Raw genomic sequence first — 21,837 nt, forward strand, 5'->3', positions numbered from 1 at the left:
TGCTTCCTCCCGAGCAAGCACCGAACTTGCAGCACACCCAGTAGTGCTGTATGATTAAAGTAGATTCGGACGGCAGCCCGGGTCTACGACCAATAACCTCACCGCAAGGAGTCATGTCGTGATAGAAGCCAAGGCCGAAGCGATGCGGCCGGAAGCACTCGGCCTGGATCAGCCGGTCGACATCCTCAACAACCCCGACCCGCAGAGCAACCCGGAGGCGGACAGCGCGGTGCGCCCGGTACGCCCACGCCTCGTGTGGGCGGATCCGCGAGACCTTCGGGTCCACCCGCGCCAGATCCGCAAGGATCTGGGCGACCTGAGCGAACTACGTGACGGCATCGCGCAGAGCGGGGTCTTCCAGGCACTGCTCGGAGTTCCGGGCGAGGATGGCATCTACATCACCCAGGGGCAGCGTCGCCGGGCCGCCGCCATCGAGGCCATCGAGCAGGGATCACCGATGGCGCTCGAAGTGCCAGTGCTGGTGCACGACGCGATGGCGGACCTGACCGCCGAGCAGATCGCGTCGATGTTGCAGGAGAACCTGCACCGGAAGCCGCTCACCGCCAGCGAAGAGGCCAGCGGCTACCGGCAGCTCACTCTGGAGGGCTGGACCGCCGAGCAGATCGTGGAACGAACTGGGCGCAAGAAGGCCTACGTCGAGCGGTCCCTGGCGCTGGCGAAGCAGAGCGCTCAGATTCAGAGCGCGGTCGACAAGGGCGACCTGACGTTGGAGGATGCTGCGGAAGTCGCTGCTTTCGATGGTGACAGCGCCGCACTCGGCCGAATCCTGAAGAAGAGCGGCACTGCATGGGGGCTGCGCCACCAGGTCGCCAGCGAGAAGCGCAAGCGGAGAGTCACAGAAACCGCGAAGAAGCTGCGCGCCGAGCTGGGCAAGGCCGGCGTTGTCATCGTCGGGAAGCCGAAGGGGTTTCCGCACAGCAGCCGCGAGGCGGCCGTCAAGGACCTGCGTGGCCCCGAGGGCGAGTCGTTGAAGGACACCGACGTTCGCGACAAGCCCGGATTCGCCGCGTTCATCGACACATCCGGCCACGACGCTGCGGTGGTGGTGATCTGCCTCAACCCCGACGCGCACGGCTTCAAGCGGCGCGGCGTGTACAGCACGTACGTCTCCCCCACCGAGATCGCCCGCAGGGAGAGCGAAGCGGCGAAGGCCGAAACCTTCCGCACGGCGCTGCAGACCGCAGGCGAGCTGCGCCGCAAGTTCGTGGTGGAGACCTACGGCAACGCCAAGGCCGCGAAGTCCCTCTACGTCCACGCTCTGCGCGCGACCCTGTCAGATCCGGCACTGACGAACGGCGGCCGGGATGAGCACGAACTACTTGCCGGGCTGGTTGGCATCGACCCCGAGAAGGTCGAAATCAACGACGCGGGCGAGGCTCGCCTCGTTCGTCTGCTGGTGGGTCGTTGGGTCGCCGGTAACGAGAGAAACCTCAACGATTTCCTCTCCGCACCTTACCGCTTCCGGCGCGAGCTGGCGCTGAGCTGGCTCGACCGCCTCAGTGACGCAGGCTACGGCCTGTCCGACACCGAGAGTGAACTGCGTGACTCGCTGACGCCGAAGCCCCCTGGCCAGTCCGATAGGGAACTCGATGAGGAGGAGGACGGGGACGACTCCGATGATGGCGACCCGGAAGACGCCACGCCGCCTCTACACGTCGTGCCGGACGGCGCACTGACCGAGGGCAGCGACGAGGCGACACCGACGACCGCTGTTCCCCGGCCGGGCGCGGTCGCCCACAGCGAGGATGGAAACGATCACCCGCTGGAACACGCGACGCAGGAAGACGTCGCCGCGTGATCGCGGTGAGGGTGCCCGGCGGGTCCGGGCACCCTCACCGCTTCGACTTGTCCGAGAGCGCGATGCCCACAGACACGGTTTCAGCGAGGCCGAGATGTAAGACTGTGGCCATCCTTGCCGGTCAACACGCTCAAGGACATGCTCTGGCCTCACGATCTGCACCAGACAATCCATAGCCCGATGCGCCGGTGACCGCCACTCCCCCAGCGGTCACCTTCCGTCATGTCATGCTCACGATCAAGACACCCGGGAGAATCAGAACCTCCGCGACATCACCATCGGACGTCCTCGACAGCAGGAGAATCCTGCGCCACGGCGCTGTTACACTCGACAGCGATCTCGCGGCGTGCATCCGCTCGTTGTCGAGGTTGTTGGTTGGTGGCCGGGGTGCTGCTGGCATCCGCTCGCGGGTGCAAATCCCCGGCCGCCGCGCACTCTGGCCCCCGATCCGAGCAGGAACAGACGTGAAGATTCGGGTCGTCGACGGACGGCGGATGACCGACCGCGCCGGCGCCGCCGAGTTCACCGGCCGCAGCGAACACACCATCACGATCCAGACCAGCCCGAAGCGTCGCGCCGAGGGCTCCAGGTGGCCCGCTCCGGTCCCCGGCCCCGAGGGCGTCCTGCTGTACCCGCTCGATGACCTGGCTGCCGCGATCGAAGAAATCGCTGAGGCGTCCCGGGCGCGTGTCCACTCCATCACCCTCGACGGCGACCCCGACGAGCTGATCCCCGCCCTGGAATTCCGGACACTCATCGACGCCAAGGCCAGCACATGGTCCAAGTACGTCGACATGAGCAAAGCGGCCTGGGAGCGCGGCGAAGACGGATACCTACCCCGCCCAGATCTGGAGGAGCCCGCGCCAAAGCGCGGCATCATCCGCTCCTGGAGACGCCAGCGTGTGGAACAGTGGATCAACAGCCGACCAGGCCGCGGTGCTGGAGCGGGCCCTCCAGTGCGCACTGAAGAAGCCGGCCCCACCGCAGCGAAGTACCGGCGCGTCATGGCCGCTATCCGAAAAGACATCTCGGAAGGCACCTTCACACCAGGCCAGCCTCTACCCTCCGAGGCAAAGCTGGGCACCAGATACGCAGTCAGCCTCACCACAGTCCGTCGCTCGCTGACCGAACTTCACCACGAAGGTGTCCTGATCCGCAGCTCCGACCGCACCATGGTCGCGCCGGACACTCCGCCCCACGACGGATGACCTCTGCCGGCTTCCGGGGTCGCCGACCCCGTCGACCACAGCTATGTCTCGCCTCTCACCAGCCGTCTTAACGAAACCGGAAGACATAGCCCTGGTGCGAGCCCGTCGCCACCCTGCGGTGCGCCTTCGCACGAGCGCCTCCGGCGGGGGCGCTCGGGCTCCGGAATGACCGCTGAGCAGCTGCGGGTTCGCGGGAGGAGGGGCTGTCGTCCCGTCCGCCATCGACCCAAGGCAAGCCGAGCGGGTCAGGGTCAGGGTGACAAGGTCGTTCGTCCAGTAGGGCGCTCCACCTTGTCACCCTGACCCTGACCCGCACCACAGGTGTTGGGTCGACGGCAGACGGAACGACAGCACAGGCGGTGGCAACCGCGCGGGCTGCGGAGGCGTGTCGCCAGAAGTAAGCCCCCCCTTCCCCACCTGACGCCCTAACGGAAGCGCGAGGCCTCGCGCTTCCGCCACCACACCGGACATCACCACGCCGAGCCAATCGCGGCTGGACACAGGCCGCCGGACGATCTTGGAAAACCATTCGCAGGGACTTGGATCTCGGGTGGACAGCTCAACCCTTAATAATGTATGATTATAAGCGTGAGGGAGGGGATAGCAGCCCCCAACCACACAACCAACAACCCCACAACGAAAGGCGGCCACCAGCCATGACCACTCTCGCACTGCCGGACGTCAACCAGGAGTTCACCGACGAGCGGGCCGCCCAGATCAGCCGGGCGGCCGACAAGCAGGCCGGCATCGACGCCCAGGTCGCCGACGGCAAGCTGCGCAACCTCGGCAACGGCCGCTACCTGGTCACCGACCCGAACAGCTGGGACAACGGCGAGGTCCTCACCATGAACCAGGGCGAGTTGATGCCCGAACACGGCTTGGACGAGACCACCGGGCAAGTCGCGCTTTACACCAGCACGCCCGCATGGCACCAGCTCGGCAGCGTCATCCCCGGCGGCACCACCGACATCGACCAGGTACTCGCCCTCGGCGGTATCAACTTCACTGTCAGCCGCCGCCCCGTGCTCTACCAGGCCAGCCCGACCGATCAACTCCGGATCCTGCCGGACCAGTTCGTCAACATCCGCGAAGACACCGACGCCGGTCTCGGCGTGGTCGGAGCCCGCTACGAGGTGCTCCAGAACCGGCAGGGCTTCGAATTCCTTCAGGACCTCGTGGACGACTATGCCGTGACGTGGGAGTCCGCCGGAGCACTGCGCGAAGGCCGCAAGGTCTTCATCTCCATGCGCCTGCCGCAGACGGTCACCATCGACGCCGCAGGCGTCAACGACGCGATCGTGCCGTTCATCGTCGCCCTCAACAGCCACGACGGATCGAGCCTGTTCCAGGTCGTGGTCACGCCATGGCGTCCGGTCTGCGGCAACACCGAGCGGTTCGCCGTCCGCGACGCCCTCACCCGCTGGGGCGTGCGCCACACCCGCAACGCCCGCGACCGAATCGAAGAGGCCCGCCGCACCCTGCGCCTGTCGGTCGACTACTTCGACCACTTCGCCGCCGAAGAGGAAGCTCTCGCCCGCACCGACCTCGCCATCGGTGAGTTCCACAAGGTCATCGGCGACCTGTGGAAGACCCCCGACGAGGACGCCCCCACCCGCACCCTCAACAAGCACACCCAGCGGCTGGAAATCCTGACCGACCTCTACGACACCAACGCCGCCCGCCTGGGCCGCACCGCCTACGCCGCAGAGCGCGCCATCACCGAGTTCGCCGACTGGAAGACCACCATCCGGCCAACCGGATCTCTTCGCGGCAAGAACCTCGCCGCCCGCGCCACCGCCATGGTCGAGGGCCGCGCCGACGAACTGAAGAGCAAGGCCCACCGCCGCCTGCTCACCCTCACCCACCGCTGACCCACCCCGGGGCGGGCACCGACACCAACCGGCGCCCGCCCCTCGCGGTCCTAGACCGCGCCGGCGCGCATCGAGCACGCCGACGCGGGCTGCCGCGCCGCGCCGAACGGCCGCACCCACGCCCAGGAGCGAACATGCCCAAGCCCATCGGACTGCCCCACGGCGTACGCCTACCCCGCACCTTCACCGAAACCGACGCCCGCGACGTGTTCGCCGCACTCGCCCGCGCCTACGGCTGGACCGGCTACCTCTTCGGCCGCACCGAAGCACAAGCCCGCATCAGCCCCCTCACCCTCACCGACGCCGAATGGCAACACCTGCACACCAGCGACGACTGGAACCGCGTCAACGCCACCGCACGCCGCGCCATCGACCACACCGACGCCATCGGACATGCCCTACGACAGGCCGGATTCGGCTGCCTCACCTGCACCGAATTCGTCACCGGCCCACCCGCCGCAACCTGGCGACGGTGCCCCCACTGCCTCACAACCACCACCCTGACCGAACTGCAGCACCAACCCTGCCCCGCCGCCACCGACCCACCCGCCGCGCACACCTGGCACGCAGGCCGGTGCAGCGCCTGCACCATGCCCGGCCCGACGTTCCACCTCACCGCCGTACCCGACGCCGCCTAACCCTGCGGGGACACCGGCCGAGCCGGTGTCCCCACCCGCCAGGCGATCACCCTGCCAAACGGCCCGACCATCCAGGAGACAAGATGCACAGCCATCCAGAGCAACCGACCGCCGGTGTCCTGGACGACCTCACCCACGCGCTACCACTCATCGGCCGACACCTGGCCACACCTGCCGCCGTGGCCATCGACGAAGAGACCACTCCCATCGTGGCTATCACCGGTCCACACACCACGATCACCGTCGAACGCAGCCCCCACGCCAGCCACCGCATCACCATCGACATCCACGCACCACGAGCCGCCTGAACGCTCTACCGGCCAGCCACCGACGGGATCTGCCATCCTGTGGTTCCCCGGCTCGTCGTATCGACCGTCATTCGCGCAAGCAGCAGCCGGGGCTGGACGACCGCCGCGCAGACCCATCGGGCCCGCCCTGCCGACTCCGCACACAGTCACCCTCGTGCCTCAAGGCCGGCGCAGGGCCAAGAACCTACAAGGAGCGGCCCACGGCCGCGCTGCCAAACCCCTTTTGGTCGCCAACTGCGAGTAGACAGCTCAACCCTTAATGCTGTATGATTATAAGCGTGAGGAAGGGGATGGCAGCCCCCAACCACACAACCAACAACCCCACAACGAAAGGCAACACGATGGGCGAATCTCCCGCCACCAACGAGCAGGTCGACCGGGTCGCCGCGCTCGTCCGCGTCGTCCGCGCCCGGCACCTCCAACACCTGCACTTGGCCACCGAGGCCATGCGCGACATCCTGACTGTGCAGGACATCCACGAGCGCAGCCGCCGCATGGTGGTCGTGTTCCTGCATCTCACGATGAGTACGACCCACCCCGTCACCGTCGACTGCGCCAACCAGATCATCACCGCCGCCGCCTACGAGGCCAACGGCATTGACTGGGCAGCCACCGAATTCACGGTCCGGTGGACCGAACACGGACGGTTCTACCTGGACAGCATCAGCGGTGGAGCGGGCTTCAGCATGCCCGTCAACCTCACCGCCGACCCGGTCAACATCGAGCGGCACCCGAACGTCTACCTCACCCCGGGCACCCAGAGCTGAAAGCTCCGACAGGCGGCCGGAACCGCCCCGCGTCCCGGCCGCCTCCGGCCCCGCCAGCCAAACCCTGCGCACACCGGCCCCCATGCCAACGACGCGCCAGGTGACCACCCCGGAGGCTCCCCCATGCTCGCGTACAGCCTTGCCGTGCTCAACCTCGTTATGGCGACCGCCATTACTTGGCTCGCTCATAAACAGCGACTAGCCATCACCAGGCTTAACAGCCTGTTGACGATAGCGAAGTACGACGCCAGCCACGACGACCTCACCGGACTACTCAACCGTCGCGCCATCCTCGCGCACCTGGAAAAGCAACTCAACGCCCTCCGCTCCGTTTCCATCGCACTGCTCGACCTTGATGACTTCAAGGGCATCAACGACACTCACGGCCACGACACGGGAGACGCCGCACTCACCGAGGCCGCCCGCCGACTCAAGACCCTGCCGGTGACAATCGGTCGTCTCGGTGGCGACGAGTTCCTCATGGTCGTCAACACCGACGAGCCGGCTGGATTCGCGCACGCCGCCGCCGCGCAAGCTGTAATCGCCAGCGTCCGCATCGACGCCGCCGGACAGACCGTCCAGCTGTCCGCCACCGCAGGCGTGGCCCACGCCGCCAGCAGCATCAACGCGCCGGAACTCCTGCGCCGCGCCGACCGCGCGATGTACGAAGCCAAGGCCGCAGGAGCAGCGATCCGGACCTACGACGATCGCCTCCCCGACGTGCCGGCCCCCAACCCCCAGCACCGCCGTACCTACCGCCCGTAAACCATGCCGGGCCGGTGGCCGGGCACCCACGCCCGCCCACCGGCCCCACCCGAGGAGTCCGCGTGAACGCGCTCACCACCGAACGCGCATCATGCCCACGCTGTCCGTCCCCGACCGCCGCCGGAACGTTCGCCCCCTGCTCGACACTGCTACCCGCGCCGTCGCCACCGCCCTAGATCGACTTGACCTGTGCGCCCACGTTCCCGCACGGCCGGCGGATCCCGCAACGGGGAACTTCCACCTGCCTGCCGTTCGTGCCGCCCCAGTCCGTCTCGCCCTACATGCCCGCGCACCAGCCCGCCGCGCCGGGCACCCAACGTCCCTAATTCGAGAGGACGCCCCCCGTGAACATGACCCGTCCCGAACTCGTCACGATCGCGCAGACCTGCGCCGACTGGGCACCCAACTATTTCCGCATCCCAGGCGGTAAGGACGCAGCTGTCCGCTACATCGCAGACGGCCACCTCGACGGACTTACCCTGAAGTACAGTCGCCCTGCGGTCTGGCGAGCCGTAGCCGCCCACCTCGATGCCCACCCCCACCTACTCACCGCACCACGCACCACGCAGGCCGAGCGCGACAACCGCCAAGCCGCCCGCAACGCCCGCGCCGCCGCGCACCTCACCGCCGCACTGCACCACCACAAGGCAGCCGAGCCGTACGAAACGCTCGCCCTGATCGACCGCGCGGAACTCGCCTCACCCAACCACAAAGACTTCGACCGGTACCGCCGCGCCCTACACGGCAACCTGCCGCCGCTCACCCCCACCGACCTCACCGGCACCAACCTGCGCCACCGCGCCACGCTCCCCCTGGCCCACCCACACCCCGGACCGCCCGTGAAGTACCACGGGAGCACCTCCCGCCGCTGGGTCTACCCCGGCCACCGCGTCATCGAAGGCAACTGGCCAGCAGCCATCCCCGAACACTGCACCGCCAGCGACGACGAACTCATGGAATGGAACGCCGAAGGAACCGTCCGCATCTGCACCGGCTGCGGACTCGACTACACCTAAAGGCAGCAGCCCCAACGCTGGCCGGTCCGGATCACACCCGGACCGGCCAGCCACCCCACCTCACGACCCGACGTCACGAGACACCGCACCAGCGGCACCCAAGGCCGCATCCTCCGACCCCGGTCCCGGTCGCGGAATAGCCGTACGCCGACGACGAGGCAGCACCTCGCCCAGTTCCGCAATCCGCGCCCGCACCGCCGCGCCATCCGCGCCACGCCGGTACGACCGCACCCGGGCAACGTCCACCCCGGTCAAGCTCGCCGCCAAGCCGTCATCGCGGAGCACCGTCGCCAGCACCGCCACGGCCAGGCCGTGCGTCGCCGCAGCCGCCCCGACCTCCTGATCGAGCCGCGCCACGGCTTCCTGCCGCCGCCGCTGCGCATCCTGCACCGTGCCGGCAGCCTGCTCCACCGCCCGCACGGCCCGCAGTTCCAGTTCCTGCCGCCGCCGCAGCGCCCGCGTCGCCTCATTCCCCGTTCTACTCGCCATTGCCCGACAGTAACCATTGCCGAAGTCCGCCCGCCAGACCACGCCCCACACCAATTACCGAACCGTTCGAACCTAGCCCCAATTCTCCACCTTCTCACCACACCTGTTCAGTTTTGGCCACACATGGCTGGCCTGCATAGACCCACTACCCCTCGCCTGCTGTTCAGTTACAGGGGATACACCCCCTTGCATTCTCGACTGCCGCTTCGGCAGTTGATCTTCTACTGTTCAGGCATGTTGACCGTCACGCGCATCTCGCCCGGCGACGGATACCGCTACGTCATGGAGCAGGTCGCCGCCGGTCGCCATGACCTGCGCCCTACCGGCCACAAGGGCCCGACGCCCTACTACATCAACCACACCGCACGGGGTGAAAGCCCCGGCTGGTGGGCGGGCAACGGCGCCGCTGTGCTCGGCGTGCGCGGCTGGGTCTTCGAGAAACAGATGCGTAATCTGATCGGTCAGGGACGACATCCCACGACTGGCTTCCAACTCGGCCAGAAATGGCGCATATACGCGCCGATGACCGACGAATACCGCGACGAAGCGGTACGACGCGCACTGACGCACCTGCCCGATGACGCCACCGTGGAACAACGCGACAAGGTGTGGCACGACATCATGAACGCCCCCGAACGGCGGGCGGTGTCCGCCTACGACGTCACCGTATCTCCGGTCAACAGCGTGTCGCTGCTGTGGGCCTTCGGCGACGACACCGTCAAGCGCGACGTCATGGCCGCCCACCACGCTGGCGTGCGCGCGCTGCTGGATCACCTCCAGCGGCACGGGGCCTTCACCCGAACCGGCGCGGGTGGGGTCCGCCAGCTCGACACCCAGGGGCTGGCCGCACTGGTCTTCGACCACCGGATGAGCCGCGAGCGCGACCCGCAGCTGCACTCACACATCGTCGTCTCCGCGAAGGTCAAGACAGTCGACGGGAACGGCAACCCGCAGTGGCTGGCGTTGGACGGGCGTGCCTTCTACCGCGCGACCGTTGGCGCTCGCGTCGCCTACGAACGCGCCGTGGAGCTCGAACTACGCCAGCGCCGTGGTGTCACGTTCGCCGCCCGCACCGACTCCGGGATCCGCGAGATCGTCGGCATCAGCGAGGCGTCGTTGCGCCACTACAGCAAGCGGCGCGCCGCCATCACGGAGGAGATGGACCGCCGTGTCGACCGCACCGGACCACCGGCACGCTCGGCGGCGGCGCAATGGCGTCGACGTGCCCAGGACGCGACCCTGCGGACCCGCCGCCCGGCCAAGGGCGCGGAGTCCACCGATCAGGCCGTGCAGCGGTGGCAGGCCGAGGACCGCGAGGCCGGGCTCGACACCCCAGGTCAGGTACGCCGGATTCTCACCGGTGAGGCGCACGACGACACCGCCAACGCGGCACGACGACTCCTGCGCCTCGCCCGTCGGCTGCACCCAGCCGGCGTGGACGAGGAAGCGCTACGCACCGCCGCCGACCAACTGCGGATCACCGGGCCTGAACGCGATCGGGTCGTTGACGCGGCGGTACGTAGCGATGTGCGCCTGGCGCTCGCCCGCGCTGTGCACACCCTCGGCCGCGAGCGTGCCGTGTTCGGCCGCGACCATCTCGAACTGGCCATCGGCCGGGTCCTCGACATCACCCCCGGTGACTCGCCGCACGCCGACTGGCGGAAGGTGCAAACCCTCGCCGGTGAGGCTATCGCCAAGAACCTTGGCGGGCTGCGGGTGCTGACACCACCCGCCCTCGTCCAATGGGGGCCGACGCTGCTGCGCAGCAGCGACCAGCACAGCGAATACACCCGCCACCGCGACCTGCAGATGACCACCCACGCCGTCCTCGCCGCCGAAAGAGAGGTCATCGCCTACGCCGGCCGCCGTGGAGCCCGCCCCGCCCCGCAAGCGGCGATCGACGCCGCCACCACCGCATTCCGGTTGTCGCCGGAGAAGGCCGCAGCGCTGAGCTTCCTCGTCGGCGATGACCGGCGCGTCACCGGTGTCGTCGGGCCCGCTGGCACCGGCAAGACGTACCTCCAGCGCGCCGTCGTCGCCGCCGCCCGGCACACCGGCGTGCCGGTTCTCGGCCTCACCGTGGGCCAGTCCGCCGCACAGCTGCTCGCCGACGCCACCCGCCAACCCGACGGCACGACGCTGCGCACCGAGAACATCGCCCGGTGGCTGCGATCCCACGACCGGCCGCCGCCCGGCACGCGCGCCGCCGACTGGCGCTTCGCACCCGGGCAGTGGGTCATCATCGACGAGGCGTCGCAGGTGTCCAGCCACGACCTCGCCCGCCTCGTCACCCACCTCGACACCGTCGGCGGCAAACTCATCCTCGTCGGTGACCCCGCACAGATCTCCGCCGTCGGGCCCGGCGGCCTGTTCCGCTACCTCGACAGCCTCGGCTCCACCACTCACCTCGCCCAGATCCACCGATTCGCTGACACGTGGGAAGCAGCAGCGTCGCTGCGACTGCGCTCCGGCGACCTCACCGTCCTGGCCGAGTACAACCGCCGCGGCCGGCTCATCGGCGGGCACCGCACTCTGCTGATCGGTCAGATGTTGGATCGGTGGGCCGCCGACATGGCCGCCGGGCATCCCAGCATGATGCTCGTCGAGACCGGCGACGAAGCCGCCGATATCGCCCGCCGCGCCCGCGACATCCTCCTACGCGCCGGCCTCGTCCGCACCGGCCCGACCGCACGCCTGCGCGACGGCAACCATGCCAGCGTCGGCGACATCATCGTCACCCGCCGCAACGACCGCCGTCTCGGTGCCGGTGCCGCCTTCGTCGCCAACCGCGACCAGTGGCGCATCAACGCTGTCACCCCAGACGGGTGGCTGCGGGTCACCAACCTACGCACCGACGCCAGCGCCGTGCTGCCCGCCCCGTACGTCGCGCGGCACGTGCAGCTCGCCTACGCCCTCACCGTCGACTCCGTGCAGGGGCAGACCGTGCACACCGCCCGTGCGCTCGTCGACGACAGCACCACCCTGGCACGGCTGTACGTCATGCTCACCCGCGGACACACCCTCAACGAGGCGTACGTCGTCACCGACGACCACCCCCGCGAAGGCACCCCACCCCAACCGCCCACCGCCCGCGTCGCTGTCCTGGCCGACATCATGCGCCGCGCCACCCCCGACCGCTCCGCCACCGAAACCGAACACCAACTCTGGGCCGACGTCGACGCCCTGCACACCTGGACACCCATCTACGACGACCTGTCCGCCCGCGCCCGCATCCCCGAATACCTCGCCATCGTCGCCCGCATCAGCGGACAGACCACGGCTGACCGACTCGCCCGCGACCTCGCACTGCCAGCACTCATCACCCGCCTCACCACCCTGCGAGAAGCCGGCCACGACCCCGCAGACGTGCTGCGTCGCGCAATCCGGGCCCGGGAACTCGGCTCCGCCGACGACATCGCCGCGGTGCTGTCCTGGCGCATCGACCGCCTCATGAACAGCACCACCGCCGACCCCACCATCGCCACCACCCCGGCGCTCGCCGCGTCCTACACCGACCGCCTGCCCGCCGACCTCACCGGCGACATCGGCGACGCCCTGCGCCAGGTCGCCGCCATCTGCGACCGCCGCGTCACCGCACTGGCTGACCTCGCTACCGAACACCAACCAGCCTGGGCCCGCACGCTCGGTGCCATACCGCAGGACCAGGCAGGCCGCGATCAGTGGCTCGCCCGCGCCGAGATCGTCGTCACCTACCGAGACCGCTACCAGCTCACCAGCGACCACCCCATCGGGGCCGAACCCCCCACCGGTGACATCTCGCGGTGGAACGCTTGGCACCGGGCCCGCGTCGCGCTCGGCGCCGCGACCCTCTCCGGACACCTCACCACCACCGACAACGCTGAACTCGCGCAACTCATCACCGCGCAGCAAACCATCGACGCCACCGCGCCGACCTACGTCGCCGACCAACTCCGCGGCGCGCACCTCGACCTCACCGACACCGAGCACCGCCACCACGACCTCACCCTGCTCCTCGCCGCCATCACCACCGCCGGCCAGCGCGCCGCCACCCAAGCCCAACAGCAGCAACCCCGCTGGTGGCAACGCGGCCCCTCCCGCGCACGGATGCTCGCCACTCAGCAGGAAGCGCACCAGCGCGCCGCAGCCGCAGCCAGCCACCACACCAGCCTGAGCACGAAACTCGCCACCCTCAGCACCGGCATCGACCAGCGCCGCGAACGCATCACCCTCCTCGAAGCCCACCACGGCGAATGGCAGCGCTGGTACACCAACGCCCTCCCCACCCGCTACGCCGGCCTCGCCGCCGCCGCCGAACAAACACGCCGCGCCGCGACCCGCCGCGCCAACCTCGCCGACGCCCTCGCCGCCACCACCGCCCGGGTCCGCGCCATCGACGACACCCGCCCACAACCACACGCCGCACCCGTCACCGAACACCTCACCCACCAGGCCCACGCCGCCCGCCGCCGCGTCCGCCCCACACCCGACCAGACGGTCGCCGAGGGAACGGAACTCGACTGATGCCCAATCACCCGACCGCTTTCGTCGACGAGTCCTGGCTGCAACAACGCGGCAGCCCCGGGGCCTATCTCATGGCCGCCGTCATCATCGATCAAGACGACGTCGCCGCCGCCGAAGCCGCCGCCAGCGCTGCCGCCGGAATCCACGACGGCTACCACTCCAGCGTCCTCTACCACCGGGGACACGTCGGCACCATCGAGGCGATGCTCGACGTCGTCTCCGGGCACGCCGGCTGGTCCGTCGTCTCCGCGCAGGTGCCCCTCAATGCAGGCACCAGAGACCTCCCATCACACAGCCCTCAACACGCCCGCTCCCACCTCGAAAGCCAACGCGAACACGCCCGACAGGTCAGCCTGGAACGGCTCCTGCGCTACCTCAACAGCCAGCGAGTCCGCGACGTTTACCTAGAAAGCCGCGCCAGCCCCGCAGAGTGGCAGCAGGCCCGCGACGCCGGCAGCCGCCTCCCCAGCACCGACCGCAACGACATCCGCGCATACCGTCGGCTACTCGACCAGGGCACCATCAGCCACCGTATGCGCCTTATCCATGTCGACGGCCGCAACGACCCAGGACTCTGGATGGCCGACGCCGTCGCCTGGTCGGCCGGCCGCGCCATCCGCGCCGACGAACCGCAATGGTGGAACCGCATCGCCGACGTCGCCACCGTCATCGAAGCAACAACCGGCGCGGAGCTGCGCCTCAACGAGAGAGGGGCCGCTCCACCAGATGGCGAACGCGACCCCCACAACCTGAGCCAAAGAGCCCAGACCATGTTCTCACCGACAGCGTACTCCGCCAGCCCCGAAACGCACCACGTCGGCGCCATCCTGCAAAGCCTCGTCGCCCAAGCTGACCAGGCCAGAACACCAGCCTCCGACCAGCTGACCCGTGAGGTACTCGGCTACGTACAGCACATCGCCGAACGTGTGGAACAGCTCAGCGAGACCGTCAACCAGATGCTTCCACCAGCCTCAGCATCGGGCGCGGCACCAAACCCCACGGCTGCTCCCCAGCCTCGTCGTGATCTGCACGATGACGTCGAGCCTGCCAACCAGCCCGACATCGGAGAGTGAAGTCGTCAGCAAAGAGCCGCCGCAACCTCCTCAAACGCGATGCCCACAGCCGGACCCCTGGCTCCTACCGGCCTCCGGCCGGTCTTCTGCCGGAACCGGCCAGATGCAGGCCGATCCGGCAGGCTGCCAGATCTGGCGCCACCTGGGCAAATTACGCTTCCGGCAACCACGACGGTCACTCATAGCTGACCGACCTGAATGGAGACGGACGCATGGACTGGCGCGACAGCGATCTGATCCCGTCGACGTTCCTCGACGCGGAGATCGAGCATCCCGCTGCCGAGCAGTGGGCGGCGGAAGTCCTCGCCGGTGGCCACCCGCGGCTGCTGGTGCTCGGGCCGAGTTACAGCGGCAAGACGCACTTGAAGTGGACGGCGCTGCGCCGACTCCTGGTCGGCGGCTACCCCCTAGAGCAGGTCGCGGTGCACGACCGCGTCGGCGCTCTCAGGGGCGGATACAGCCCGAGCATTATTGACGACGGCCCGCCGGTGATCGCGCTCGACAACATCACCGACCGAATCGACAACATGGTCGGTGTCGCCGAACGCTACCGAGGCACCGACCAGCCCGAATTGCAGGCGATGATGGCCGCGGAAGATGCGTGCGTCTCCGACGCAGTCGCTCGGCTCGCCCGCCGCCCCAACACCTCGTGGATCATGTGCGCGTCCGGGGTCAAGCAGTTGACCACCTTGCACGGTGAGCAGACCGTTGCGGTGGTCACCTCGCTCGCCGAGACGGTCACGTTGCAGAAGCGGTCGCTGAACACGGTCATGGACTGGTAGCGCTGCGCGCCCAAGGTGGAGCACAACAGAGGAGCCCGTGATCTCGATGCAGACGGGGACGAGGGCAACTCTCTCCCGCGACGCCGGGGCCCGCCTGGGCCGGGCCTTCCGGGGTGTGCCGTAGGGCCCGGGTACCTCCGGTCCCACGGCACACTCATGTCGTGAGCACACCGATGCCGCTGCCGGTCCTGATCGCCGTCACCGTGGTGTCCTCGTACGACGGGTGCTGCGCGGCGCTGCCGGTGCGGGCGCTGTCCCGGCACCGGCTGACCGCCGACGAGTACCGGCGGCTCCGCAACGCCCAGGACGGACTGTGCGCAATCTGTCGGCAACCACATGTTCGGAGCAACGCACTGGTGCCGCTCTACATCGACCATGATCACGCCTGCTGCCCGGACCACCACAACACGTGCGGCCGGTGCGTACGCGGGCTGCTCTGCAGCGGCTGCAACGGCTTCCTTGGCGAGATGGAGCTGTGGGGGCGACGGCCGGGCCTGGAGGACTACGAGTGGTGGTGGGTCGCGGCCCGCGACTACCTGGCCCGTGCCGGCTGCGACCCGGACGACCCAGCCCGGGTCGAGGCCCTCGCCGCTCGGCACGTAGTGCGCCGGACACGCCTCGGGATGCCGTGCAGCTGCCGGCACTGCGACTCGCTTGCCGGTCGGACGTAAGGACCCGGTGGACGGCACGATCTTCCGCAGGTTCACGGCCGGGATTGCCACTGCCGCGTGCCCTGCTGGGCCTCTGCCCCGGGTCTCGGTGTGGCCGACGTCGCCCAGCGCAACCCCGTGTCGGCCCGGCGTTTCTCGCCGAACCGGCCGGTTACCAGCAGGTTCAACCTGGATCAGGGCGGACCTGATCCTGGCCCGATTCGTTGAGCAGGCCATGACGGATGTGCACCACCTGCGGGAGAACCCGGCGCGCTACTACGAGGTGCTGGGGCGGGTCATGTCGGCCCTGCGCGAGACCGGCGCGCTCAACGGCGCCACCCATCTCGACTGGTGGCCCGGCAACGGTGGCCGGACCTGGGAAATCGAGTGGCAGGGCGGCCCCTTCCCGGCCGAGGTTGCCGCGCGGCTGCTGGGGGTGCCGGATCCCGGCGTTGGCGATGACCAGGGTGAGGATGCGGTACGCGGCCTGATCTCGCCCGGCCGGGGTGAGAACGAGCGAGCGCACGTGGTCGTGCTCGACGTGCCGGTGAACCTTCGCGCGATCGACCCGATCGGCACCAGGCAGGTCTGGGCAACCCTCACCCTCGCGCAGGGGTAGGGGGAGTCTGGATCGCGGCGCTAACGCCTGACTCGCCCAGCTTGACACCGGCGGCTATCGGCCGTTGCGGCTCACAATCGAGCACACACGCGTGATGATCCGATGCCCTAGGGTTACCGGCATGGTCGATGGGGACGACGAACTGGACCACCAGGGCATGGCGATCGAGCTGATCGACGCCTTCGCCGAACGCGACGCGGCGGGCCTGGCCACGCTCGACGCCGCTGGCCGGGCAGCACAGGCCCAGGCCCGGCAGGCGCTGTACGACTACGTCGACCGGATCTGGGAGGATGCCAAGGCCCGTGGCCTGGACCCAGCGGTACGACCGGACTGGAACGCCGTGGCGGGGCTGCGGGACCTGACCAACGCGCTGGTCGAGCAGGCCGGGCAGGCGCAGGCCGACGCCGGCGAGGACTGAGCCGCCGATGCCCGACACTGGCTCAAGTGAGGCCGAGATCCAGGATTTGGTCGCCAGCACGGCGATGCTCGGCCGGGTGTCCGGGCGTGAGCCGTGGCGCGAGCTGCTCCTGCGGTTGACCGGAGGCCGGTGGCCGCGTCGGTCCGGCTGGCCGGTCGTGCCTCGGCTGGCCACGCCGTGGCAGGACACCGTCTCGAACGAGCGGATCGGCTGGCGGATGCGCGCGGCGAACCTACGCGGCCACGACCCCGACGACGCTTCCACACGGGACGAGTTCGTGTTCGAGGTCGACTACCAGATATGTCATCGGTGCCGGATCGGCTGGGTCGAGCAGCCGCACACCCTGCCGGCCTACCGCCGCCGCGGCCTGGCCGCCGCCGGCCTCGCGGCTCTGCGCAGGGAAAACCCCGGCTACGCCTGGCACACGCTCGGCGGGCACATCGACGGATCGCCGGCGTTCTGGGACACCATCGGCGCCGACGCCCCGGGCGGCTACCGGCCCCGCCGGGTATGCGAGCACGTCACCGCCGGTGGCTGAACGGCCAGGCCGTCAGATCGGTGCCTGAGGTGGTCGAGGTAGGTGCGGCGGCCGGGGAAGGTGAGGGTGCGTCGGACCCCCTCCGTAGGCTGGACCGGAAGGTAGGACAGTCAAAGGAGAGGACCTTGGCGAAGGTGACCATCAACAAGCAGGGGATCGCCCGGATGATGCGCGAGATGCAGCGCGAGTTCGACAAGCACCCCATCCAGGTGACGACGGTCGCCGACGCGCCGACAGACCTGCGCGGGGTGGAGCGGCCGACGAGGCCGACGACGATCACCTACAACGGGCCGGTGATCCATGGCGGGGCCGCAGGCGCTCAGCTGGCCTGGAACAACACCGGCACCGTCAACCAGCAGCAGACGCGCAACGAGCAGATCACGCCTGGCTTTGAGGCCCTGGCCCAGGCCGTGGTCAGCACCCGACAAGGGCTGTCGGCGGTTGGGCTGTCGGAGCAGGACCTGCAGGACGCGGAGGCTGCCGCCGACGAGGTCCTCACCGAGGTCACCCAGGAGACGCCGGACCCGAGCCGGCTGCGGCGGGGCGTCGCCGCGCTCAAGGGACTGCTTGCCCCGATCGCCACCGGCCTGGCTACCGGTGCGGGTGAGGGAGCCCAGGCTTGGGCACAAACCGCCATCGAGCAGTTGGGCAACGCCGCCATCGGCTGATTCAGATCCAGGAGCCTCGACCACCGTGCAGAACTGGACCCTCACAGCCGACGAAGTTCGCGCCCTACCCCTCGACGAGCTCGCCCTGCGGGTGCTGGCCTCCGCGCAGGATGCGTGGAACTGGCGCAACTGGCTACTCGAAGTCCGGCAGGACCACTACCCCCGGGATCCGGAGACGGTTCAGCTTCTGGCCGAGGCATGGGGCTGGCTGCAGGCCAAGTGTCTCATCGCCTGGACCGTTGACCAGAGCGCCGCCGAGGCGTTCACCACCACACGACGCGGTCGCGAGTTCCTACGTCACGGTGCCCACTGGCTCCAGGCGGTCGAACGGCTCGACGTCGACCTCGTTCCTGAACTGGAGTTCACCGCCCGGCCCCAGTTCCTGCGTGGCGACTACGAGACGGCGGCGTTCACGGCGATGAAGGAGGTCGAGGTCCAGGTCCGTCGCCGTGCCGGGCTCTCCGACAGCATGGTGGGGACCAAGCTGATGCAAGAGGCATTCCGCCCGCCGAAGAACCCCCGCGACCAAGCCGGTCCGCTCTGGCGCGATGACCTTGATCCAGGCGAATCGGTGGCCCAGATGGAGTTGTTCAAAGGCGCCATCGGGCTGTTCAAGAACCCATCGAGCCACCGCCGCGTCGACTACTCCGACCCCACCGAAGCCGCCGAGACCGTCCTCCTAGCCGACCTACTTCTCAGGTTGCTGCGCAAGATCCCCGAGGGTCCCTTCGCTGGTGAAGGCGCGGACCTCCACGGCGACTGACCCTTCCCATCGCTTGAGTGCCAGATGGAGCGGTCACGGCTAGCGGCAGCGTCGCTGCAGCGCTACCTGGCACCACTGGAGAGTTCACCGACCGGTCCGCGTCCCGGGTCACCGCCGATTTGACCCGCCAGGTCGTGGAGTGGAGCGTGGAGCACGGATGGTGGACGGCGAATGCGCCATGAGGTGCCCAGCATCGCTGGTCTACCCGGCCCACGCCCTGACGGGCCTGGATACCTGAATGTCGTGTGTCAACGGCTCGACGGGCCGCCGATCGCCATCGAGATCGCCCGCACCGCCAAGCAGTGGTCAAGCCGGAAACTACTGCGCGAGGCCAACGCCGGTGCGACCCGCTCTCGTTGCGCTGAACGACGCGAAGAACTGGGCCGCGCCCGACCTGATTGGAGTAGTCCGGGTACCCACCACCCGCCGGAGGACCGCCGGGCGACTGCTCTACTCCCGGGCTGCCGCCGAGCATATGCGCAGACGCCCATGACGCAACCAGTGCCACCAGTCAAGGAAGCGGTAGTCCTGCAGCCTGCAGACCCGGCGCGGCCGAGCGCACACTGCTCGGCTGTCACCCGCGATCCTCGGGTACGCTTAGAGCGTCCTCGGCAGTCGGACTTGGGAGGGGCTACTAGGGATGAGCCCGCCGGAGAGGCTCTTTACGGCAATTTTCGGCTAATGGCCATCTAGCCGATGCTGCCCAAAATCCGGCAGAAATCATCAAGATCGGCTTCGCGTTAGCGCTGGTTACCGGGGCTCTCACCTTTTCCTACCACTTCTCCAAGCAGTTGGCTTCAATCCTCGGCGCGGTGGCCGCTGGCAAGCTCTCTGAAGCCTCGTCCACTGGGCCGGTCCGGCCGGAAGGCTGTTACTGCGACGGTCAGCGGTGTCGACCGCCAGTCGTGATCTCTGCGCAGCCCCGTCGTGGGAATCATGAAGACACGGTGAGAGTGCAGGACACCACGCCGCATGCGGGGTTCGGCACGACCATCAACCACTATGGCCCGGTCATTCACGGCAACGTGGACAGGACGCAGTTGGCTTGGGGGAACAACACCGTCAGCCAAGCGCGCGGCTGTACGGAGCAGGCCGCTCCGGGGTTCGAGCTCATCGCCAAAGCAGTGGCAGACGCGGTAGAGAAGCTGGCCGCCATTGGCTTGAGTGAAAATGATCTCCGCGAGGCGCGGGTGGCGGCTGCCGATGTCTTTGTTGAGGCTACGAAGACTGAACCTGACCGGGGAGAGGTCCGTCGTGCCGTCAACGCTTTGAAGGGCCTCCTCGCTCCAGTAGCGATGGGCGTGGTGGCTGGCAGTACGGCAGTGGCTGGCAGTACGGCAGGTGCTCAGGAGTGGGCTCGCACGGCAATCGAGCAGCTCAGCGTGCCGTTCTGACGGCATGGTGGTTCAACACACAAACCTGCACGACGGAACTCGCGTCGCGGATCACTGAGTGCATGAGCTTTGCCGTACTGCCGCTGCTCATCTCGCTCTCTGCACGCAAAGTTACTGATTGACTTACATGCTGCCACATAAGAGGTGTGCCGTCGGCCGCCAGCGGCGTCTCCTGCCCAAGCTTGCCTATCACCGTTCATCCGCGCAGCTCTCCCGCTGGGGCTTGCGCAGCGCCGCATGCGCGGCTGCCGCGCTGATCGCCGGGAGCGCGGCCATGGTGGCGAGTGCGGCGGGCAGTCCCCATGGGTTCCACAACGCCGAGCACGTCGCGGCACCCAGTGCGCCGCCGATGAAGAACATGAGGTTCAGCGGGCCGAGTGCCCCTCCTCGTTGGCGAGGGTCGAGGTGAGCGGTGATGGCGGCGGTCAGGGTCATCTGCGCGATGGCCAACGCGGCGAACCCGGCAGTTGTCGCGAAGATCAGCGCTACCTGCTGCCCGTCCCAGGCGGCGAGCAGCAGGCTCGCGCTGAACAGCGCGCTCGTGGCGGCCAACACCCGGCGCCGGGTCAGATCGGCCGTGGCGCGGCCGGCAAGACGGGCAGCCGCCGCCGCAACAATCGCGCCCGGCACGAGCACCAACCCGATGCTATGGGCGGTGTATCCGAGGCGGGTGAGCATCTGCGGGACGGCGAACACGCAGCCGAACAGGCCGCCGTAGATGCCGGCACCAACCAGGCCGGCGAGAAGGAACCGTCGCTGGCTGGTCACGGCGGGGATGAACCCATCGGGCTGCCGACGGCGGTGCCGGTTCAGCAAGATCGCGACCGCGCAGGTGCCCGTGAGAAGACCGAGAATAGGCAGCGGTGGGAAGTGCAGTGTGGGGGACTGAATTGTCAGCAGCAGCCCGGTTGCGGTGAGGACCAACAGGCCCGCGCCTGCCCAGTCGAACCGCGCCGGCATGGCGGGGCGGGACGGCGTGAGCGGCCAGCATAGGGGTATGGCGGTCAGCGACAGGGCAGGCAGGACGAGCGGCGCCTGCCAAGACGTAGCAACGGTGAGGGCCCCGGCGAGCGGCGCGGTGGCGGAGAACAGTGCCATTGCGGTGCCAAGTCGGGCCAGCACCGCCGGCCGCTGCGCTGCCGGCCGGCCTGCGGCCAGGGTGAGAGCAGTCGCGGTCATCGCTCCCGATCCGGTGGCGAGCAGCCCACGGCCTGCGACAGCTACGACGAGAACGGTCGCCGCCGCGCAGAGCACCGTCCCGGCCGCGAGCAGCACCGCCCCGAGGGTGAGGACGCGTCGTGGCCCCCAGACGTCGGTGGCGCGGCCGGCGACGGCGGCACCGACTCCGAGGCCCAGAGCGTGGATGGTCAGGATCCATGCGGCCGTTGCCGGCGCGGTGTGGAGGCCGTCAGCGGCGGCGGGCACCGCGACGGCAGCGGCGCTGACGCCGTAGACCGCCGGGCCGTAGAGGGCGCCGAGGCGCCAGCCGACGCTGGCTGCCGAGGTTGCGGTAGATGCAGTGGATGTCACCAGAGGGTCCTTTGCCGG

The 21,837-nt window shown here is 68.8% G+C and carries 20 protein-coding genes; 18 read left to right on the top strand and 2 right to left on the bottom strand.

What is annotated here, in order from left to right:
• Nucleotides 1-118 precede the first annotated feature (118 nt).
• From AB0K25_RS20105 to AB0K25_RS20140, 8 genes are all read left to right on the top strand, one after another.
• Entirely contained in the window at nucleotides 119-1,819 is a 1,701-nt protein-coding gene (locus tag AB0K25_RS20105) for a ParB N-terminal domain-containing protein (protein WP_363821797.1), read from the top strand.
• Between the two features lie 464 nt (nucleotides 1,820-2,283).
• Nucleotides 2,284-3,027 carry a winged helix-turn-helix domain-containing protein gene (locus tag AB0K25_RS20110; RefSeq protein WP_363821800.1) on the top strand — a complete coding sequence of 248 codons (744 nt, stop codon included), beginning with the start codon at nucleotides 2,284-2,286 and terminating at the stop codon, nucleotides 3,025-3,027.
• Nucleotides 3,028-3,683: 656 nt separating this feature from the next.
• Nucleotides 3,684-4,898 carry a DUF932 domain-containing protein gene (locus AB0K25_RS20115; RefSeq protein WP_363821803.1) on the top strand — a complete coding sequence of 405 codons (1,215 nt, stop codon included), beginning with the start codon at nucleotides 3,684-3,686 and terminating at the stop codon, nucleotides 4,896-4,898.
• 134 nt (nucleotides 4,899-5,032) lie between these two features.
• A complete protein-coding gene (locus AB0K25_RS20120) occupies nucleotides 5,033-5,536 on the top strand; it encodes a hypothetical protein (protein WP_363821805.1) in 504 nt (167 codons plus the stop codon).
• 83 nt (nucleotides 5,537-5,619) lie between these two features.
• Nucleotides 5,620-5,844 (top strand): hypothetical protein, encoded by a 225-nt coding sequence (locus AB0K25_RS20125; RefSeq protein WP_363821808.1) that lies wholly within the window; start codon nucleotides 5,620-5,622, stop codon nucleotides 5,842-5,844.
• A 341-nt stretch (nucleotides 5,845-6,185) separates the two neighbouring features.
• The gene (locus AB0K25_RS20130) at nucleotides 6,186-6,611 is read left to right on the top strand and encodes a hypothetical protein (protein ID WP_363821811.1); all 426 of its coding nucleotides are present in this window, start codon (nucleotides 6,186-6,188) and stop codon (nucleotides 6,609-6,611) included.
• A gap of 123 nt (nucleotides 6,612-6,734) precedes the next feature.
• Entirely contained in the window at nucleotides 6,735-7,376 is a 642-nt protein-coding gene (locus AB0K25_RS20135) for a GGDEF domain-containing protein (RefSeq protein ID WP_363821814.1), read from the top strand.
• Between the two features lie 344 nt (nucleotides 7,377-7,720).
• A complete protein-coding gene (locus AB0K25_RS20140) occupies nucleotides 7,721-8,392 on the top strand; it encodes a hypothetical protein (RefSeq protein ID WP_363821817.1) in 672 nt (223 codons plus the stop codon).
• Between the two features lie 60 nt (nucleotides 8,393-8,452).
• On the opposite strand, the gene AB0K25_RS20145 is transcribed toward AB0K25_RS20140, so the two are convergent.
• A complete protein-coding gene (locus AB0K25_RS20145; protein ID WP_363821820.1) occupies nucleotides 8,453-8,881 on the bottom strand; it encodes a hypothetical protein in 429 nt (142 codons plus the stop codon).
• A gap of 234 nt (nucleotides 8,882-9,115) precedes the next feature.
• Here AB0K25_RS20145 and mobF point away from each other — a divergent pair, with 234 nt between their 5' ends.
• The 10 genes from mobF (at nucleotide 9,116) to AB0K25_RS20195 (ending at nucleotide 20,289) form a co-directional block, all read left to right on the top strand.
• On the top strand, nucleotides 9,116-13,384 hold the full coding sequence (gene mobF / locus AB0K25_RS20150) for a MobF family relaxase (protein ID WP_363821823.1): 4,269 nt from the start codon (nucleotides 9,116-9,118) through the stop codon (nucleotides 13,382-13,384).
• Nucleotides 13,384-14,457 (top strand): hypothetical protein, encoded by a 1,074-nt coding sequence (locus AB0K25_RS20155; protein ID WP_363821826.1) that lies wholly within the window; start codon nucleotides 13,384-13,386, stop codon nucleotides 14,455-14,457. The genes mobF and AB0K25_RS20155 overlap by 1 nt, the downstream gene beginning before the upstream one ends.
• 212 nt (nucleotides 14,458-14,669) lie before the next feature.
• Complete coding sequence (locus AB0K25_RS20160) at nucleotides 14,670-15,239, top strand: hypothetical protein (RefSeq protein WP_363821828.1); 570 nt, start codon at nucleotides 14,670-14,672, stop codon at nucleotides 15,237-15,239.
• A gap of 161 nt (nucleotides 15,240-15,400) precedes the next feature.
• Nucleotides 15,401-15,910 carry an endonuclease domain-containing protein gene (locus tag AB0K25_RS20165; RefSeq protein WP_363821831.1) on the top strand — a complete coding sequence of 170 codons (510 nt, stop codon included), beginning with the start codon at nucleotides 15,401-15,403 and terminating at the stop codon, nucleotides 15,908-15,910.
• A 214-nt stretch (nucleotides 15,911-16,124) separates the two neighbouring features.
• Entirely contained in the window at nucleotides 16,125-16,508 is a 384-nt protein-coding gene (locus AB0K25_RS20170; protein WP_363821834.1) for a hypothetical protein, read from the top strand.
• A 121-nt stretch (nucleotides 16,509-16,629) separates the two neighbouring features.
• Complete coding sequence (locus tag AB0K25_RS20175) at nucleotides 16,630-16,926, top strand: hypothetical protein (protein ID WP_363821836.1); 297 nt, start codon at nucleotides 16,630-16,632, stop codon at nucleotides 16,924-16,926.
• A gap of 7 nt (nucleotides 16,927-16,933) precedes the next feature.
• Nucleotides 16,934-17,464 carry a hypothetical protein gene (locus AB0K25_RS20180; RefSeq protein WP_363821838.1) on the top strand — a complete coding sequence of 177 codons (531 nt, stop codon included), beginning with the start codon at nucleotides 16,934-16,936 and terminating at the stop codon, nucleotides 17,462-17,464.
• Nucleotides 17,465-17,598: 134 nt separating this feature from the next.
• Complete coding sequence (locus AB0K25_RS20185) at nucleotides 17,599-18,132, top strand: hypothetical protein (protein ID WP_363821935.1); 534 nt, start codon at nucleotides 17,599-17,601, stop codon at nucleotides 18,130-18,132.
• A gap of 25 nt (nucleotides 18,133-18,157) precedes the next feature.
• A complete protein-coding gene (locus AB0K25_RS20190) occupies nucleotides 18,158-18,895 on the top strand; it encodes a TIGR02391 family protein (RefSeq protein WP_363821841.1) in 738 nt (245 codons plus the stop codon).
• 947 nt (nucleotides 18,896-19,842) lie between these two features.
• A complete protein-coding gene (locus tag AB0K25_RS20195; RefSeq protein ID WP_363821844.1) occupies nucleotides 19,843-20,289 on the top strand; it encodes a hypothetical protein in 447 nt (148 codons plus the stop codon).
• Nucleotides 20,290-20,478: 189 nt separating this feature from the next.
• On the opposite strand, the gene AB0K25_RS20200 is transcribed toward AB0K25_RS20195, so the two are convergent.
• Entirely contained in the window at nucleotides 20,479-21,819 is a 1,341-nt protein-coding gene (locus AB0K25_RS20200; protein WP_363821847.1) for an MFS transporter, read from the bottom strand.
• Nucleotides 21,820-21,837: the final 18 nt, after the last annotated feature.

The sequence above is a fragment of the Micromonospora sp. NPDC049257 genome, assembly GCF_040678915.1.
In the GTDB taxonomy this organism is placed as follows: Bacteria; Actinomycetota; Actinomycetes; order Mycobacteriales; family Micromonosporaceae; genus Micromonospora; species Micromonospora antibiotica.